At 72.4% G+C, this 15,945-nt stretch carries 14 protein-coding genes; 5 read left to right on the top strand and 9 right to left on the bottom strand.

Annotation, left to right across the window (positions count from 1 at the left end; all coding sequences use genetic code 11):
- The 9 genes from ACFC0Z_RS31585 to ACFC0Z_RS31545 are packed head-to-tail and all read right to left on the bottom strand — an operon-like array spanning position 1 to position 8,984.
- The gene (locus tag ACFC0Z_RS31585; protein ID WP_376445455.1) at positions 1-1,554 is read right to left on the bottom strand and encodes a NuoM family protein; all 1,554 of its coding nucleotides are present in this window, start codon (positions 1,552-1,554) and stop codon (positions 1-3) included.
- Between the two features lie 27 nt (positions 1,555-1,581).
- Positions 1,582-3,567, bottom strand: a complete 1,986-nt coding sequence (locus tag ACFC0Z_RS31580) for an NADH-quinone oxidoreductase subunit L (RefSeq protein WP_376445267.1) — start codon at positions 3,565-3,567, stop codon at positions 1,582-1,584.
- Positions 3,564-3,980, bottom strand: coding sequence for an NADH-quinone oxidoreductase subunit NuoK (gene nuoK, locus ACFC0Z_RS31575; protein WP_376445264.1), 417 nt, complete (start codon positions 3,978-3,980; stop codon positions 3,564-3,566). The genes ACFC0Z_RS31580 and nuoK overlap by 4 nt, the downstream gene beginning before the upstream one ends.
- On the bottom strand, positions 3,980-4,543 hold the full coding sequence (locus ACFC0Z_RS31570; protein ID WP_376445453.1) for an NADH-quinone oxidoreductase subunit J: 564 nt from the start codon (positions 4,541-4,543) through the stop codon (positions 3,980-3,982). Before ACFC0Z_RS31570 ends, nuoK begins: the two co-directional genes overlap by 1 nt.
- The gene (locus ACFC0Z_RS31565; RefSeq protein ID WP_376445262.1) at positions 4,543-5,109 is read right to left on the bottom strand and encodes a NuoI/complex I 23 kDa subunit family protein; all 567 of its coding nucleotides are present in this window, start codon (positions 5,107-5,109) and stop codon (positions 4,543-4,545) included. The genes ACFC0Z_RS31570 and ACFC0Z_RS31565 overlap by 1 nt, the downstream gene beginning before the upstream one ends.
- Positions 5,110-5,111: 2 nt before the next feature.
- A complete protein-coding gene (locus ACFC0Z_RS31560; RefSeq protein ID WP_376445259.1) occupies positions 5,112-6,080 on the bottom strand; it encodes an NADH-quinone oxidoreductase subunit H in 969 nt (322 codons plus the stop codon).
- On the bottom strand, positions 6,077-8,032 hold the full coding sequence (locus tag ACFC0Z_RS31555) for an NADH-quinone oxidoreductase subunit C (protein WP_376445256.1): 1,956 nt from the start codon (positions 8,030-8,032) through the stop codon (positions 6,077-6,079). The genes ACFC0Z_RS31560 and ACFC0Z_RS31555 overlap by 4 nt, the downstream gene beginning before the upstream one ends.
- A complete protein-coding gene (locus ACFC0Z_RS31550; RefSeq protein ID WP_376445253.1) occupies positions 8,029-8,592 on the bottom strand; it encodes an NADH-quinone oxidoreductase subunit B in 564 nt (187 codons plus the stop codon). The genes ACFC0Z_RS31555 and ACFC0Z_RS31550 overlap by 4 nt, the downstream gene beginning before the upstream one ends.
- On the bottom strand, positions 8,583-8,984 hold the full coding sequence (locus ACFC0Z_RS31545) for an NADH-quinone oxidoreductase subunit A (protein WP_376445250.1): 402 nt from the start codon (positions 8,982-8,984) through the stop codon (positions 8,583-8,585). Before ACFC0Z_RS31545 ends, ACFC0Z_RS31550 begins: the two co-directional genes overlap by 10 nt.
- A gap of 201 nt (positions 8,985-9,185) precedes the next feature.
- Here ACFC0Z_RS31545 and ACFC0Z_RS31540 point away from each other — a divergent pair, with 201 nt between their 5' ends.
- The 5 genes from ACFC0Z_RS31540 (at position 9,186) to ACFC0Z_RS31520 (ending at position 15,927) form a co-directional block, all read left to right on the top strand.
- Complete coding sequence (locus ACFC0Z_RS31540; protein ID WP_376445247.1) at positions 9,186-10,349, top strand: sensor histidine kinase; 1,164 nt, start codon at positions 9,186-9,188, stop codon at positions 10,347-10,349.
- A 147-nt stretch (positions 10,350-10,496) separates the two neighbouring features.
- Positions 10,497-11,756 (top strand): sensor histidine kinase, encoded by a 1,260-nt coding sequence (locus tag ACFC0Z_RS31535; protein ID WP_376445244.1) that lies wholly within the window; start codon positions 10,497-10,499, stop codon positions 11,754-11,756.
- A 194-nt stretch (positions 11,757-11,950) separates the two neighbouring features.
- Positions 11,951-12,610 (top strand): LuxR C-terminal-related transcriptional regulator, encoded by a 660-nt coding sequence (locus tag ACFC0Z_RS31530; RefSeq protein WP_376445450.1) that lies wholly within the window; start codon positions 11,951-11,953, stop codon positions 12,608-12,610.
- Between the two features lie 325 nt (positions 12,611-12,935).
- On the top strand, positions 12,936-14,873 hold the full coding sequence (locus ACFC0Z_RS31525) for a 2-oxoacid:acceptor oxidoreductase subunit alpha (protein ID WP_376445242.1): 1,938 nt from the start codon (positions 12,936-12,938) through the stop codon (positions 14,871-14,873).
- A complete protein-coding gene (locus tag ACFC0Z_RS31520; RefSeq protein ID WP_376445239.1) occupies positions 14,866-15,927 on the top strand; it encodes a 2-oxoacid:ferredoxin oxidoreductase subunit beta in 1,062 nt (353 codons plus the stop codon). Before ACFC0Z_RS31525 ends, ACFC0Z_RS31520 begins: the two co-directional genes overlap by 8 nt.
- The last annotated feature ends 18 nt before the right edge of the window (positions 15,928-15,945 follow it).

Below are 15,945 nucleotides of genomic sequence, written 5' to 3'. Positions count from 1 at the left end.
TCACTGGGTGCCTCCGGCGAGGAGCTTCTGGACGGCCGGGTCGGTGAGGCCGAGGAGGACGGCGGGCCAGAGTCCGGCGAGGACGGTGAGGGCGACGAGCGGGGTCCAGGCGGCGAACTCGTACCCCTGGACGTCGGCGATCGGCGCCTCGCCCGCGGGGCGGGGGCCGCCCATGCAGACGCGGCGGACGACGACGAGGAGGTACGCGGCGGTGAGGAGGGTGCCGAAGGCGCCGATCGCCATGAAGGTGAGGAAGGCGGCTCGGTTGAGGCCCGCCGCCGGTTCGAACGCGCCGAAGAGCGCGAGCATCTCGCCCCAGAAGCCGGCCAGGCCGGGGAGGCCGAGGGAGGCGACGGCGGCGAAGGCGAGGAGGGCGCCGAGGCGGGGGGCGCGGCCGTAGAGGGCGGCGCCGGTGGCTCCGGCGAGGGTGTCGAGGTCGGCGGTGCCGTACCGGTCCTTCAGGGCGCCGACCAGGAAGAAGAGCAGGCCGGTGACGAGGCCGTGGGCGATGTTGGCGAAGAGGGCGCCGTTGACCCCGGTGGGGGTCATGGTGGCGATGCCGAGGAGCACGAAGCCCATGTGGCCGACGGAGGAGTACGCGATCAGGCGCTTGAGGTCGCCCTTGGCGCCGGGGCGCGCGAGGGCGAGGCAGGCGAGGGATCCGTAGACGATGCCGGCGACGGCGAAGGCGGCCAGGTAGGGCGCGAAGGCGTGCATGCCGTCGGGGGCGATCGGCAGGACGATGCGGACGAAGCCGTACGTGCCCATCTTGAGCATGACGCCGGCGAGGAGGACCGAGCCGACGGTCGGGGCGGCGGTGTGGGCGTCCGGGAGCCAGCTGTGGAGCGGCCACATCGGGGTCTTCACGGCGAGGCCGAGACCGATCGCGAGAACGGCGATGACCTGCACGGATGTGGTCAGTCCACGGCCGTTGTCAGTGGCCAGTGCCACCATGTCGAATGTGCCGGCCTTCACACCGATGAGGAGCAGGCCGAGCAGCATGACGACGGAGCCGAGCAGCGTGTAGAGGACGAACTTCGTGGCGGCGGCCTGCCTGCCCTCGCCGCCCCAGCGGGCGATGAGGAAGTACATCGGGATGAGGACCATCTCGAAGGCCAGGAAGAAGAGGACGAGGTCGAGGACGGCGAAGGTGGCGAGGGTGCCGGACTCCAGGACGAGGAGGAGCGCGACGAACGCCTTCGGGGACGGGCCCGACGGCATCTTGAAGTAGCTGTAGAGCGCGCAGAGGAAGGTCAGGAGCGCGGTCAGGACCAGGAGGGGGAGGGAAATGCCGTCGACACCGAGGTGGATCCGCACGTCGAGTGCCTGGATCCACGTGATGTCCGTCGTGGCCTGCATCCTCGACGGGTGGTCGTGGTCGAAGCCGAGCGCGAGGACGATCGCGGCCAGCAGGATCACGCCGGTGACGGTCACGCCGTGGCGGAGCACGGCCTGGTCCGGGGACTTCCCCTTCAGCCCGGGCGGGGCCGGGAGGAGAGCGGCGGCGGCGCCGAGGAGCGGTCCGGCGACGATCAACGCGAGAAGGAACTGCATCACGGATTCGCTGATATCGATCACGGCTCACGCTCCTGCGGCGGCGTTGGCGAGGGCGACTGCGGCGATCACCAGGACGACGGAGCCGGCGAGCAGGGCGCTCAGGTAGGTCTGGACGTTGCCGGTCTGGGCGCGGCGGACGAGCCATCCCAGTCCCTTGGCGGTCTGGCCCGCGCCCCGGACGTAGGTGTCGACGACCTCGCGGTCCAGGAAGCGGACCAGGGAGGCGGCGGCGACGACGGGGCGGACGAAGGCGGCCCGGTAGACGGCGTCGAGGTGGAAGCCGTCGGCGGCGGGGCGGTGCAGCGGCCCGAGGAGGGCGCGGCCGGGGTCGGCCGGGTCCTCGGCGGGGTGCGGCAGGCTCAGCGCCTCGGCCTCGACGAGACCGCCGTCGGCGTCCGGGTCGGGCACGTGCGGTACGGGGATGCCGACGGCGGCCTTGGCGCTCAGGGTCCGCCAGACCGCGTACGTGATCACCGCTCCGGCGGCGGCGAGGCCGGTGCCGAGGACGGCCGTGGTGACCGTCGGGGTGAGGGCGTTTCCGTCGAACCAGTCGTCGAGGTAGGTGACGGTGAGCCCGAAGCCGAGCGACGGGAGGGCCAGCACCCACAGGACCGTGGTCATGGCGATCGGCTGACGGCCGTGGTCGGGGGCCTCGGCGCCGCGGCCGCGGAAGGTCCGCAGCCAGAGGCGGAGCGCGTAGGCGGCGGTGAGCAGGGCGGTCAGGAGCCCGGCGACGAGGACGATCCAGCCTGCCCCGGCGGGGGCCGGCTGGACGGCGTGCTCCCCGAGCGCGGTGTGCTCGGCGGCCACGAGGACGGCTTCCTTGGAGAAGAAGCCGGCGAAGGGCGGGATCGCGGCGAGCGCGAGGAGGGCGACGGTCATCGTCCAGTACGCGTCGGGGATGCGCTTCGCGAGGCCGCTCATGCGGGACATCGCGGTGAGCGAGTTGGTGCCGGCGGCGTGGATGACCGTACCGGCGGCGAGGAAGAGCAGCGCCTTGAAGGCGGCGTGCGAGAGGAGGTGGAAGACGGCGGCCCCGCGGTCGCCGACGGCGAGCGCTCCGGCCATGTAGCCGAGCTGGCCGATCGTCGAGTAGGCGAGGACCCGCTTGATGTCGTCCTGCGCGAGGGCGGCGAGCGCCGAGCCGACCATCGTGATCGCGGCCATCACTGCGAGCACGGTCATGGCCGCGGCCGAGGCGGCGAAGACGGGGAGCAGCCGGGCCGTGAAGTAGATGCCGGCGGCGACCATCGTCGCCGCGTGGATGAGCGCGGAGACGGGGGTGGGGCCGGCCATCGCGTCCGGGAGCCAGGTGTGCAGCGGGAACTGCGCCGACTTGCCGGCCACGCCCGCGAGGAGCAGCAGCGCGATCAGGGTCGGGTGGTCGAGGCCGCCGCTCGCGACGGCGCCGAGGACGCCGGTGATGCGGAAGGTGCCGGCGTCGGCGGCGAGCGCGAAGAGACCGATGAGGAAGGGGACGTCACCGAGCTTCGTGACGAGGAAGGCCTTGAGGGACGCGGCCCGTGCCTCGGGGGTCTCCCAGTAGTGGCCGACGAGGAAGTACGAGCAGATGCCCATGATCTCCCAGCCGACCAGGAGCACCATCAGGTCGCCGGAGTAGACGACGAGCAGCATCGCGGAGGTGAAGAGGGAGACGAGCGCGGCGTACGAGGGGTAGCGCGGGTCCTCGCGGAGGTAACCCGTCGAGTAGATCTGCACGCAGGTCGCGACGACGCCTACGAGGACGGCGACGAGGGCGGCGAAGCCGTCGATGTGCAGGGCGAGGTCGATGGGGACCGAGCCGGTCGGGGTGAGCTGGGTGGCCGCGTCGATCGCCTTGCCCCCGCCCTGGCGGGCGGCGACGAGGACGGCGAGGACGGCGGCGGCGAGCGTCGGGAGGACGGCGAGCGGGCGCACGAAGCCGGGGGCCTTGCGGCCGAGGAACAGGCCGGCGGCGGAGCCGAGGAAGGGAAGGAGGGGGACGAGGACGGCGAGGGTGGTCGTGGTCACGCGGCGGCCTCGGCCTTCTCGTCGAGGGGTCGTTCCCCCGGTGCGTCGTGTGCGTCGTCCGCGTCGGCCTCGTCGTCGGCGCCGATCTCGTCGTCCGCCGGGTTCCGGTGCTCGGCGGTGTCGCGGAGGAGGTCGACGTCCGCGGTGCCCCGGTTCCGGTGGACCATCAGGACGATGGCGAGGCCGATGCCGATCTCGGCGGCGGCGACGGCGATGGTGAAGAGGGTGAGCGCCTGGCCGGCGTGGAGGGTGTCGCGGAGCCAGACGTCGAAGGCGACCAGGTTGAGGTTGACGGCGTTGAGCATGAGCTCGACGGACATCAGGACCAGGATCGCGTTGCGGCGGGCGAGGACGCCGTACACGCCCACGCAGAAGAGGAGGGCGGCGAGGACCGCGGGATAGGCGAGGTGCATCAGCGTTCCTGCCCCTTCTCGTCCTTCTTGCGGGAGAGGACGATCGCGCCGACGAGTGCGGCGAGGAGGAGCACGGAGAGGGCCTCGAAGGGCAGCACCCAGTGCCGGAAGAGGGTGGATCCGGTGACCTCGGTGGAGCCCTGGACGGCGCCGTCCAGATCGATCCAGGTCGTGCGGAAGGCGTCGACGACGACCCAGACGAGGGCGACGGCGGCGGCCACCGCGACGGCGAGGGCGACCGGGCGGTTGCCCGAGTCGGCGTCCGGGGAGCGACCGATGGGGGCCTTGGTGAGCATGAGGCCGAAGAGGAGCAGGACGACGACGGAGCCGACGTAGATCAGCACCTGCACCCAGGCGATGAACTCGGCCGTCAGGAGCAGGTACTCCACCGCGAGCCCGCCGAGCGCCACGACCAGCCAGAGAGCGGCGTGGACGAGCTGGCGGGTGGTGACGGTGACGACGGCCGCGCCGAGGGTCACGAGGCCGACGAGAAGGAAGGCGATCTCGACGCCGGTGGGCGAGAGGAAGGCGTGGGCCTGCGCCCCCGCATGTGCTGCCAGGATCACTGCTGCTCCTCCCCCGCCCCGGCCTCGGCGGCGGCCGCCGCCGCTGCCGCGGCCTTCTCCGCCGCCTTGCGGGCGGCGGCGATCTCCTTCGGTTCCTCCGCCTTCGGGTCGAGCGCGGGCGGCTCGGGGACGGTCCACATCCACTCGCGGAGCTTGTCCCGCTCGTGGGTGAGCTCGTGGATGTCGGTCTCCGCGTACTCGAACTCGGGCGACCAGAAGAGCGCGTCGAAGGGGCAGACCTCGATGCAGATACCGCAGTACATGCAGAGCGAGAAGTCGATGGCGAAGCGGTCGAGGACGTTCCTGCTGCGCTCGCGTCCCCCGGGGACGGCGGCCGGGACCGTCTCCTTGTGGGAGTCGATGTAGATGCACCAGTCGGGGCACTCGCGGGCGCACAGCATGCAGACCGTGCAGTTCTCCTCGAACAGGCCGATGACACCGCGCGTGCGGGGCGGCAGCTCGGGCTGGACGTCCGGGTACTGCGCGGTGACGGTCTTCTTCGTCATCGTGCGGAGCGTGACGGCGAGCCCCTTGGCGAGGCCGGAGCCGGGAATCGGAGCCATGGTTACTGGATCGCCACCTTCACGATGCCGGTGAGCGCGATCTGCGCCAGGGCGAGCGGGACGAGCGTCGTCCAGGCGAGCTTCTGCAGCTGGTCCTCGCGCAGACGCGGGTACGTCACCCGCAGCCAGATGACGACGAAGGCGAGGACGGCCGTCTTGAGCAGGGTCCAGACCCAGCCGAGGCCGTCGGCGCCGAACGGGCCGTGCCAGCCGCCGAGGAAGAGGACGGTGGTGAGACCGCAGAGGACGACGATGCCCGCGTACTCGGCGAGCAGGAAGAGCGCGAAACGGAGACCGGTGTACTCGGTGTACGCGCCGAAGATGATCTCCGAGTCGGCCACCGGCATGTCGAACGGCGGACGCTGGAGCTCGGCGAGACCCGCCACGAAGAAGACGATCGCGCCGACGATCTGCCAGGGCAGCCACCACCACTCGAAGGCGTTCAGGATGCCGGGGAGGGAGACGGTGCCGGCGGCCATCGCGACCGAGGCGGCGGCGAGCAGCATCGGCAGCTCGTACGCGAGGAGCTGGGCGGCGGTACGGAGACCACCGAGCAGCGAGAACTTGTTGGCCGACGCCCAGCCGGCCATCAGGCTGCCCAGCACCCCGACGCCCATCACGGCCAGGACGAAGAAGATGCCCGCGTCGACGACCTGGCCGACGGCCCCCTCGCTCGGTCCGATCGGGATCGCGACGAGGACGAGGAGATACGGGAGGAGGGCGACGGCCGGCGCGAGCTGGAAGATCCGCCGGTCCGCGTCCTTCGGGACGACGTCCTCCTTCTGCGCGAACTTCACGCCGTCGGCGACGAGCTGCGCCCAGCCGTGGAAACCACCGGCGTACATGGGGCCGAGGCGGCCCTGCATGTGGGCCATGACCTTGTGCTCCGTCTGCCCGACGACGAGCGGCAGGACGAGGAACACGGCGAAGACGACGATCAGCCGGAGGGCGACGTCGAGTACGTCGTTCACGCGGGATCGCCTCCGGCGGGGGTGGTGGGGTGGTCGGTCGGTTCGGTCGGTTCGGTCGGTTCGTCGGCGGTGCCGTCGCCCTTGGCGGGCGGGGCGGACGCGACGGTGCTGCCGTCGCCCTCGGCGGGCGAGGCGGACGCGACGGTGCTGCCGTCGCCGCCCTCGGCGGGCGGGGCCTTCGGCGGGCCCTTCGGCGCGGGATCGCCTCCGGCGGGGTCGGTCGGTCCGTCGGCGGTGCCGTCGCCCTCGGCGGGCGAGGCGGGCGGGGCGGACGCGGCGGTGGTGCCGTCGTCGCCCTCGGCGGGCGAGGCGGGCGGGGCGGACGCGGCGGTGGTGCCGTCGCCTCCCTCGGCAGGCGGGGCCTTCGGCGTGGGCTCGTCCTCCTCGAAGGCCGGACGGGCGTGGTGCCAGGGGGCGTCGGAGCTGCGGGTCCGGGGGGTGGGAGCCGTGCCCCGCTCCGGGGCCGGTGCCGGTGCAGGGGGCGTGTCGGCGCCCGTGCCGGAGTCCGGCGCCGCCGCCTGGCTCACCGAGCCGTCGCTCGCGGAACGCGCACGGCGCGGCGGGCGGGCCGCCGGGGCGGGTGCCCCGGTGCCGGGGTCGGCCGGGGTCGCTGCCTCCGCCTGGGCCTGGTCGGCAGGCTCCGCCGCCGCCTGGCTCACCGAGCCGTCGCTCGCGGAACGCGCGCGGCGCGGCGGGCGGGTCGCCGGGGCGGATGCCCCGGTGCCGGGGGCGGCCGGGGTCGCTGCCTCCGCCGAGGTCTGGTCGGCAGGCTCCGCCGCCTGGCTCACCGAGCCGTCGCTCGCGGAACGCGCGCGGCGCGGCGGGCGGGCCGCCGGGGCGGATGCCCCGGTGCCGGGGGCGGCCGGGGTCGCTGCCTCCGCCGAGGTCTGGTCGGCAGGCTCCGCCGCCGCCTGGCTCACCGAGCCGTCGGACGCGGAGCGCGCGCGGCGCGGCGGGCGGGCCGCCGGGGCGGATGCCCCGGTGTCCGGCTGCGCGGGGGCGGCCGGGTCCGGGCCCGGGGCTGCCGTCGCCTCGGCAGCGGGAGCCTCCGAGGAGGTCGCCTCGGCGGACGGGGCCGTCGTCTGGCTGGTCGAGCCCTCGCTTGCCGAGCGGGATCGGCGGGCCGGGGCCGACGGGTCCGGGGCAGCCGGGGGCGCGGGCGCGTCCGCAGGCGGCGTCGGGTCCGTCTGGGTTGCCGAGCCTTCCGTCACCGAGCGGGTGCGGCGCGGCGGGCGGGCCGCCGCCGGGGGTGCGGGCGCGTCCGCGGGTGTCGTCGGGTCCGTCTGGCTTGCCGAGCCTTCCGTGACCGTGCGGGCGCGGCGGGCCGGGCGTTCGCCGGCGGCCGCTCGGGCGGGGCGGGCCGGGGCCGGGGGGAGCTGGCCCTTGAGGGGGCCCCACTCGTTGGGGTCGGGGACGCCGGGCGGGAGCATCTGGCGGCGCTTGGGGCCGCCGCCGTCGTGGGACTCGCCCGGCTCCTTCGCGCCGGGCCACGCCTTCGCGACCCGCGCCGCGAGGACGAAGTCCTTGCGCAGCGGGTGGCCCTCGAAGTTCTCGGGGAGCAGGAGGGGGACGAGGTGCGGGTGGCCCGTGAAGTCCACGCCGAACATCTCGTGCGTCTCGCGCTCGTGCCAGCCCGCGCCCGCGTACACGCCGACCGCCGTCGGCAGGGCGGCGGCCTCGTGCGGGACGGTCGTACGGAGCAGGAGGCGGCGCGGGCGGCCGTCCGCGAGGGACACCACGTGCGCGCAGATCCGGAAGCCCGTGCCGGGTTCGTCGACGGCGCTCAGCCAGTCGAAGAAGGTGCAGCCGAGGCCGTCCCGGGCGGTCGTCAGCGCCTCGATCCAGGCGCTGGGCGGGACGTCGACGGTCAGGAGGTCGTACGCCTGCTCCGCCGTCGCCTCCTCGCCGAAGAGTTCCGTGACCGCCCCGGGGAGGGAGTCGTACGCGTTCACTCGGCGGCCTCCGGGGCCTTGACCAGCGGGCTCGTCAGCTGCGCCACGGAAGGAGCCGCGGCGTACCGCTCCGCCAGGCTCTCGCGCGCGATCTTCTCCTGGAGCTTGAGGATGCCCTGGAGGAGCGCCTCGGGGCGGGGCGGGCAGCCGGGGACGTACACGTCGACGGGGATGATCTGGTCGACGCCCTTGGTGACGGAGTACGAGTCCCAGTACGGGCCGCCGCAGTTCGAGCAGGCGCCGAAGGAGATCACGTACTTCGGCTCGGGCATCTGCTCGTACAGGCGCTTCACGGCCGGGGCCATCTTGTCCGTCACCGTGCCGGAGACGATCATCAGGTCCGCCTGGCGCGGGCCGGGCGCGAAGGGGATCACGCCGAGCCGGATGAAGTCGTGCCGGGCCATCGACGCGGCGATGAACTCGATCGCGCAGCAGGCGAGGCCGAAGTTGAAGACCCACAGGCTGTAGCGGCGGCCCCAGTTCAGGACCACCTTCATCGGCTCGGGCGCGAGGCGGGCGAGCGGGCCGAGCGTGGGGGCGGGCAGCGGTGTTACGTCCATGCCAGGACGCCCTTCTTGTACGCGTAGAGCAGCCCCACGGCCAGGAAGCCGAGGAAGATGAACATCTCGACCAGGGTCGTGGCGCCGAAGCCGGGTGCCGCGAAGACCGTCGCCCAGGGGAAGAGGAAGATCGAGTCGACGGCGAAGATCACGTAGAGGAAGGCGTACACGTAGTAGCGGACCTGGGTGTGGGCCCAGCCCTCCCCCACGGGGTCGACGCCGCACTCGTAGGTGAGGAGCTTCTCCGGCGTCGGCACGACGGGCCTGAGCAGCCGGTTGGCGCTGAACGCCACGGCGACGAAGAGCACGCCGACGACGGCGAGCAGGCCGACGACGGAGTACGTCTGGAAGTAGTCCGCCGCGTCGGCCGCGACAACGGTCGGTTCCCGCACGTCCGCCCCTCGGTCTCGTGTCTCATGGATCAACGTGGATTTGTACGGACGCGAGTCTAGGCCCTGCTAAAGGGACGGTAAGCAGTCGCGGGGGAGGGAGTGGGGAGCGAGCGGGGAGGGAGAGGGGTGGGGATATCCCCCCTTCCTCTCACCGACCTCCCCCATGGCGTCGTGACGTGCGCGGACGGCAGTCTGGGGGACATGAGTGCCGCAGCCGATCATGACCCAGCCCCCCGTCGTCCCGTTCGCGCCGCCTACGGGAAGGAGACGTGGAAGGAGATCGCCTTCCTCCTCTCCAACCTCTTCACGGCCCTGGCCGGATTCGTCTACGCGGTCGTGACCGTCGTGCTCGGCGTCGGCCTCTCCGTCACGGTCATCGGCCTGCCGCTGCTCGCCCTCGGTCTCGGCGGCGCGCGGATCATCGGCCGCTCGGAGCGGGCCCGGGCCCGTGCGCTCCTGGGCGTACGGGTCGTGGAGCCGTCCAGGCTGCCGGCGCGCGACGGCTTCTTCCCCTGGCTGTGGAACGCGCTGAAGGACCCGGTGGCCTGGCGGACCCAGCTGTACGGGCTGATCCGGCTGCCCTGGGGGATCGTGACGTTCACCGTCACCCTCGTCTCGCTGATCGTGCTGTGGCCGCTGCTCCCGTTCATCGCGCGCGGGTTGTCCAACGCCGACCGGGGCATGGTCCGGGGGCTGCTCTCGCCCTCCGACGAACTGGAGCGGCGGATCGCCGAGCTGGAATCCGACCGGGGCGTCGTCGTCGACACGGCCGCGGCGGACCTGCGGCGCATCGAACGCGACCTCCACGACGGGGCGCAGGCCCGGCTCGTCGCCCTGGCCATGGGGCTCGGCCTCGCCAAGGAGAAGCTCCTCGAAGACCCCGAGGCCGCGGCGGCGATGGTCGACGAGGCCCACGGCGAGGTGAAGCTCGCGCTCCAGGAACTGCGGGACCTCGCCCGGGGCATCCACCCCGCCGTCCTCACCGACCGGGGGCTCGGCGCCGCGCTGTCCTCCGTGGCCGGGCGGTGCACGGTGCCGGTGAAGGTGGCGGTGGACCTGGAGGAGCGGCCGGCCGAGGCGATCGAGGGCATCGCGTACTTCACCGTCTCCGAGCTGCTCCAGAACGTCTCGAAGCACGCGCGCGCCCGGACGGCGTCCGTGGAGGTCTGGCGGGTCGAGAACCGGCTGATGCTCCAGGTCCGGGACGACGGGGTCGGCGGGGCGCGGCTCGACGGCGGCTCGGGGCTCGCGGGCCTGACGGAGCGGCTCGGGGCGGTGGACGGGCTGCTGGTCGTGGACTCGCCGGAGGGCGGGCCGACGACGGTGACGGCGGAGCTGCCGTGGCGGGGGCGGGTGGGCTCGTAGGCCTCTGGCTCGAAGGGGGGTTAACCCCCGGGCGGAGACGCCCACTCCCCTCATGGTCCCGGGGCCGCCGAAACGGAACCCTGGAACTCGTACCGCTTCACGCACCGCTCCCCCTTACGGACTTACGGACAGAGAAGGACGAACGCGATGGCCTCCCCCCGTCTCCCCGCCGCGATCCGCGCGCCGTTCGAGGCCCGCACCTGGCGTGCTTTCCTCTACGTGCTGATCGGGCTGCCGCTCGGCGTCCTCTGGTTCGCGCTCGCCGTCTCCCTCACCTCCGCCGGTCTCGGCCTCCTCATCACCTTCCTCGGCATCCCGATCCTGGCCGGCGCGCTCGCCATGTGCCGGGGCTTCGGCGCCGTCGAACGCGCCCGGGCGCGCGGGCTGCTCGGCCTCGACGTGCGGGCGCCGGAGCCGGTGCGCGGGAAGACCGGCGGGGCGTTCTCCTGGATGGGCGCGATGCTGAAGAGCGGGGCGTCGTGGCGGCACCTGCTGTACGCGGTCCTGCACATGCCGTGGGCGGTGTTCGGGTTCTCGGTGGGGGTCGCGTTCTTCGCCTGGGGCTGGAGCCTCTTCACGTACCCGCTGTGGCAGTGGGTCCTTCCCCTGTACGCGGGGCAGGACGGCATCCAGCTGTACGGGGACGGGGCACGGAACTTCTACCTCGACTCGCCCTTCGAGATCGCCGTCACCAGCGCCGTCGGGCTGGCCTTCGTCCTCCTCTGGCCGTGGGTGACGCGCGGCATCGTCTCCGTCGACCGGCTGCTCGTCTCCGGGCTGCTCGGGCCGTCGCGGCTCGCCTCGCGCGTGACGGAACTGGAGTCGGACCGGGGCGTCGTCGTCGACACGGCCGCGGCGGACCTGCGGCGCATCGAACGCGACCTCCACGACGGGCCGCAGGCGCGGCTGGCCTCGCTCGCGATGGACCTCGGGCTCGCCAAGGAGAAGCTCACGGAGGACCCGGAGGCGGCGGCGGCGATGGTCGACGAGGCGCACGGCGAGGTGAAGCTCGCGCTCCGGGAACTGCGGGAGGTCGCCCGGGGCATCCACCCCGCCGTCCTCACCGACCGGGGGCTCGACGCGGCCCTGTCCTCCGTGGCCGCGCGGAGCGCCGTACCGGTGACGGTCGAGGTCGACCTGCCGGGGCGGCCGGCACCGGCGATCGAGGGGATCGCGTACTTCGCCGTCGTGGAACTCCTGCGGAACGTGCCGGCGCACGCGGGGGCGCGGCGGGCATGGGTGGACGTGTGGCGTGCGGGCGAACGGCTGATGGTGCAGGTACGGGACGACGGGGCGGCCGGGGGGTACGGGAACGGGCTCGGCGCCATGACGGCGCGGGTCGAGGCGGTGGACGGGGTCGTGGCGGTCGACGCGACGACGGTGACCATCGAACTGCCCTGGCGGTAGGCAGGGGGACCCCCGGCCCTGCGGGACGACTGCCCACACGGAGGTGACGCCCCTCCCCGACCCCGGCACCGCCCCGGCGCCCCGCCCCGCAGGGATCCCGCCCCCGTGCGAGCGGGCGTGGGGGACCATGGGGGCGTACGGGGCGGCCTGTGGTCGTCTGGGAGCTAGCTTGGGGGCAGGACGTGGCGGAGCAGGTGCGGGTGGTCATCGCCGAGGATTCGGTGTTGCTGCGCGAGGGGCTGACCCGGCTGCTGACCGATCGGGGTCACGAGGTCGTCGCCGGTGTGGGTGACGGCGACGCGCTGGTGAAGCTGGTGGGTGAGCTCGCGGACCAGGGCGCACTGCCGGACGTCGTCGTCGCCGACGTACGGATGCCGCCGACCCACACCGACGAGGGTGTCCGCGCCGCCGTTCACCTGCGCAGGGAGTATCCGGGACTCGCCGTGCTCGTGTTGTCGCAGTACGTGGAGGAGCAGTACGCCACCGAACTCCTGGCCGGTTCGACGCGCGGCGTCGGCTATCTCCTGAAGGACCGCGTGGCGGAGGTCCGCGAGTTCGTGGACGCCGTCGTCCGGGTCTCCCAGGGCGGTACGGCCCTGGATCCCGAGGTCGTGCAGCAGCTGCTGGGCCGCAGCCGCCAGCAGGACGTGCTGGCCAATCTGACCCCGCGCGAGCGGGAGGTTCTCGGTCTGATGGCGGAGGGGCGGACGAATTCGGCGATCGCGAAGCAGCTCGTTGTCAGCGACGGCGCGGTGGAGAAGCACATCAGCAATATCTTCTTGAAGCTGGGGCTCTCGCCCAGTGAGGGGGACCACCGGCGGGTACTCGCCGTGTTGACGTACTTGAAGTCCTGAGACGACTGCCCGAATCTGACACCCTGTCAGAAAAAGCGGGGAGTACGGCCCGAGGTCCCCTGTCAGACCCCTGACAGCAGGACCTAGGTCCAATGGCCGACCCTCCGCTTGGCCCCCCGGAGCCCCTCCGAGTGGCGACAGAACGTGACAATTCAGGGCAAGAGGGCGTCTCAAAAGAAGATCCGATGCGCGAGAAGTCCCGGGCGGCTCCCCCTCGTGGTCGTAGGGTGGGCCACGGGACGACCGGTGATCGGCCGGCCGTCTCACGAGCCTTCTCCCGCCTCAGGGCGGAAGAGTCCCCTTGCCGCGAGGGAGGTCCAGTTCAGTGACCAGCCAGGTCAGTAGCGAGGCCGGTGAGGCCCTGGTCGGGGAGCAGCGCAGCGCCCCGACGACGGCTCACCACGGCACCGAGAAGGAAGTGCGCCGGCTCGACCGGGTGATCATCCGCTTCGCGGGTGACTCCGGTGACGGCATGCAGCTGACGGGTGACCGCTTCACCTCGGAGACGGCGTCCTTCGGGAACGACCTCTCCACGCTGCCGAACTTCCCGGCCGAGATCCGCGCACCCGCCGGAACCCTGCCGGGCGTCTCGTCCTTCCAGCTGCACTTCGCCGACCACGACATCCTGACGCCGGGCGACGCCCCGAACGTGCTGGTCGCGATGAACCCCGCCGCTCTGAAGGCGAACATCGCCGACGTACCGCGCGGTGGCGAGATCATCGTCAACACCGACGAGTTCGCCAAGCGCGCCATGGCCAAGGTCGGATACGCCGAGAGCCCCCTCGAAGACGGCTCCCTCGACGGGTACCACGTCCACCCCGTGCCGCTCACGACCCTCACCATCGAGGCGCTGAAGGAGTTCGGGCTGTCCCGGAAGGAGGCCGAGCGCAGCAAGAACATGTTTGCGCTCGGACTGCTCTCCTGGATGTACCACCGGCCCACCGAGGGCACGGAGTCCTTCCTCCGGGCCAAGTTCGCGAAGAAGCCGCAGATCGCCGAGGCGAACGTCGCGGCCTTCCGGGCCGGCTGGAACTTCGGCGAGACCACCGAGGACTTCGCCGTCTCGTACGAGGTCGCCCCCGCGACCCGCGCCTTCCCGACGGGCACGTACCGGAACATCTCCGGGAACCTCGCCCTGTCGTACGGGCTCGTCGCCGCGAGCAGGCAGGCCGAGCTGCCGCTCTACCTCGGGTCGTACCCGATCACCCCGGCGTCCGACATCCTGCACGAGCTCAGCAAGCACAAGAACTTCGGCGTCCGCACCTTCCAGGCCGAGGACGAGATCGCCGGCATCGGCGCCGCCCTCGGGGCCGCCTTCGGCGGGTCCCTCGCCGTGACCACCACGAGTGGCCCCGGCGTGGCGCTCAAGAGCGAGACGATCGGTCTCGCGGTCTCTCTTGAGCTGCCGCTGCTGATCGTCGACATCCAGCGCGGCGGCCCGTCCACCGGCCTGCCGACCAAGACCGAGCAGGCCGACCTCCTCCAGGCGATGTACGGGCGCAACGGCGAGGCGCCGGTGCCGATCGTCGCGCCGAAGACCCCGGCGGACTGCTTCGACGCGGCCATCGAGGCGGCGCGCATCGCCCTCGCCTACCGGACCCCCGTCTTCCTCCTCTCCGACGGCTACCTCGCCAACGGCTCCGAGCCCTGGCGGATCCCGGAGGTCGACGAGCTTCCCGACCTCCGGACCGCCTTCGCCACCGGCCCGAACCACACGCAGGCCGACGGCACCGAGGTCTTCTGGCCGTACAAGCGCGATCCCGAGACCCTGGCCCGTCCGTGGGCCGTCCCGGGCACGCCGGGCCTCGAACACCGCATCGGCGGCATCGAGAAGCAGGACGGCACCGGCAACATCTCGTACGACCCCGCCAACCACGAGTTCATGGTCCGCACCCGCCAGGCCAAGATCGACGGCATCGACGTCCCCGACGTCGAGGTCGACGACCCGGACGGCGCGTCGACCCTGGTCCTCGGCTGGGGTTCCACCTACGGGCCGATCACGGCGGCCGTCCGCCGTCTCCGGGCCGCGGGCAAGCCCGTCGCCCAGGCCCACCTGCGGCACGTCAACCCGTTCCCGAAGAACCTCGGGGAGGTGCTGCGGCGGTACGAGAAGGTCGTCGTCCCCGAGATGAACCTCGGGCAGCTCGCGACCCTGATCAGGGCGAAGTACCTCGTCGACGCCCGCAGCCACACCCAGGTCAACGGCATGCCGTTCAAGGCCGAGCAGCTCGCGGCCGTCCTCAAGGAGGCCATCGATGGCTGAGTCCGCGCAGTCCCTCCTGAGCCTGGTGCCCAAGGCCGAGGCCGTCCAGACCATGAAGGACTTCAAGTCCGACCAGGAGGTCCGCTGGTGCCCGGGCTGCGGTGACTACGCGGTCCTCGCCGCCGTCCAGGGCTTCATGCCCGAGCTGGGCCTGGCGAAGGAGAACATCGTCTTCGTCTCCGGCATCGGCTGCTCGTCCCGCTTCCCGTACTACATGAACACCTACGGGATGCATTCGATCCACGGCCGCGCCCCGGCCATCGCCACGGGCCTGGCCACGAGCAGGCGCGACCTCAGCGTCTGGGTCGTCACGGGCGACGGCGACGCGCTGTCCATCGGCGGCAACCACCTGATCCACGCGCTGCGCCGGAACGTGAACCTCAAGATCCTGCTCTTCAACAACCGGATCTACGGCCTCACGAAGGGCCAGTACAGCCCGACGAGCGAGGTCGGCAAGATCACGAAGTCCACGCCGATGGGCTCGCTCGACGCACCCTTCAACCCGGTGTCCCTGGCGCTCGGCGCGGAGGCCTCCTTCGTGGCCCGTACGGTCGACTCCGACCGCAAGCACCTCACCGAGGTGCTGCGCCAGGCCGCCGACCACGACGGCACGGCGCTCGTCGAGATCTACCAGAACTGCAACATCTTCAACGACGGCGCCTTCGAGGTCCTCAAGGACAAGGACCAGGCCAAGGAGGCGGTCATCCGCCTGGAGCACGGGCAGCCGATCCGCTTCGGCGCCGAGCTCGACAAGGGCGTCGTCCGCAACCCCGACACCGGCGACCTCGACGTCGTCACCGTCACGCCCGAGAACGAGTCCCGGATCCTCGTCCACGACGCCCACGCGGCCTCGCCGACGACCGCGTTCGCGCTCTCGCGGCTCGCGGACCCGGACACGCTCCACCGCACCCCCATCGGCGTCTTCCGCTCCGTCGGCCGCCCGGTCTACGACACGCTGATGACCGAGCAGCTCGACACGGCCGTGGAACGGCAGGGCGAGGGCGACCTCGCGCGGCTGCTCACGGGGAACGACACGTGGACGGTGGCGGGGTAGGACCCGTCGTGTGTACGC

The sequence above is a fragment of the Streptomyces sp. NPDC056144 genome, from assembly GCF_042264145.1.
Lineage (GTDB): Bacteria > Actinomycetota > Actinomycetes > Streptomycetales > Streptomycetaceae > Streptomyces.
Note: the sequence above shows the minus strand (reverse complement) of the source record. Positions and strands in the feature narration are given on the sequence as shown.

What these genes read in the sequence shown, in the direction of transcription:
- ACFC0Z_RS31585 (WP_376445455.1), bottom strand. Translation starts at nt 1,554, where the DNA reads ATGCAGTTCCTTCTCGCGTTGATCGTCGCCGGACCGCTCCTCGGCGCC.
- nuoK (WP_376445264.1), bottom strand. Translation starts at nt 3,980, where the DNA reads ATGCACCTCGCCTATCCCGCGGTCCTCGCCGCCCTCCTCTTCTGCGTG.
- ACFC0Z_RS31565 (WP_376445262.1), bottom strand. Translation starts at nt 5,109, where the DNA reads ATGGCTCCGATTCCCGGCTCCGGCCTCGCCAAGGGGCTCGCCGTCACG.
- ACFC0Z_RS31550 (WP_376445253.1), bottom strand. Translation starts at nt 8,592, where the DNA reads ATGGACGTAACACCGCTGCCCGCCCCCACGCTCGGCCCGCTCGCCCGC.
- ACFC0Z_RS31540 (WP_376445247.1), top strand. Translation starts at nt 9,186, where the DNA reads ATGAGTGCCGCAGCCGATCATGACCCAGCCCCCCGTCGTCCCGTTCGC.
- ACFC0Z_RS31535 (WP_376445244.1), top strand. Translation starts at nt 10,497, where the DNA reads ATGGCCTCCCCCCGTCTCCCCGCCGCGATCCGCGCGCCGTTCGAGGCC.
- ACFC0Z_RS31520 (WP_376445239.1), top strand. Translation starts at nt 14,866, where the DNA reads ATGGCTGAGTCCGCGCAGTCCCTCCTGAGCCTGGTGCCCAAGGCCGAG.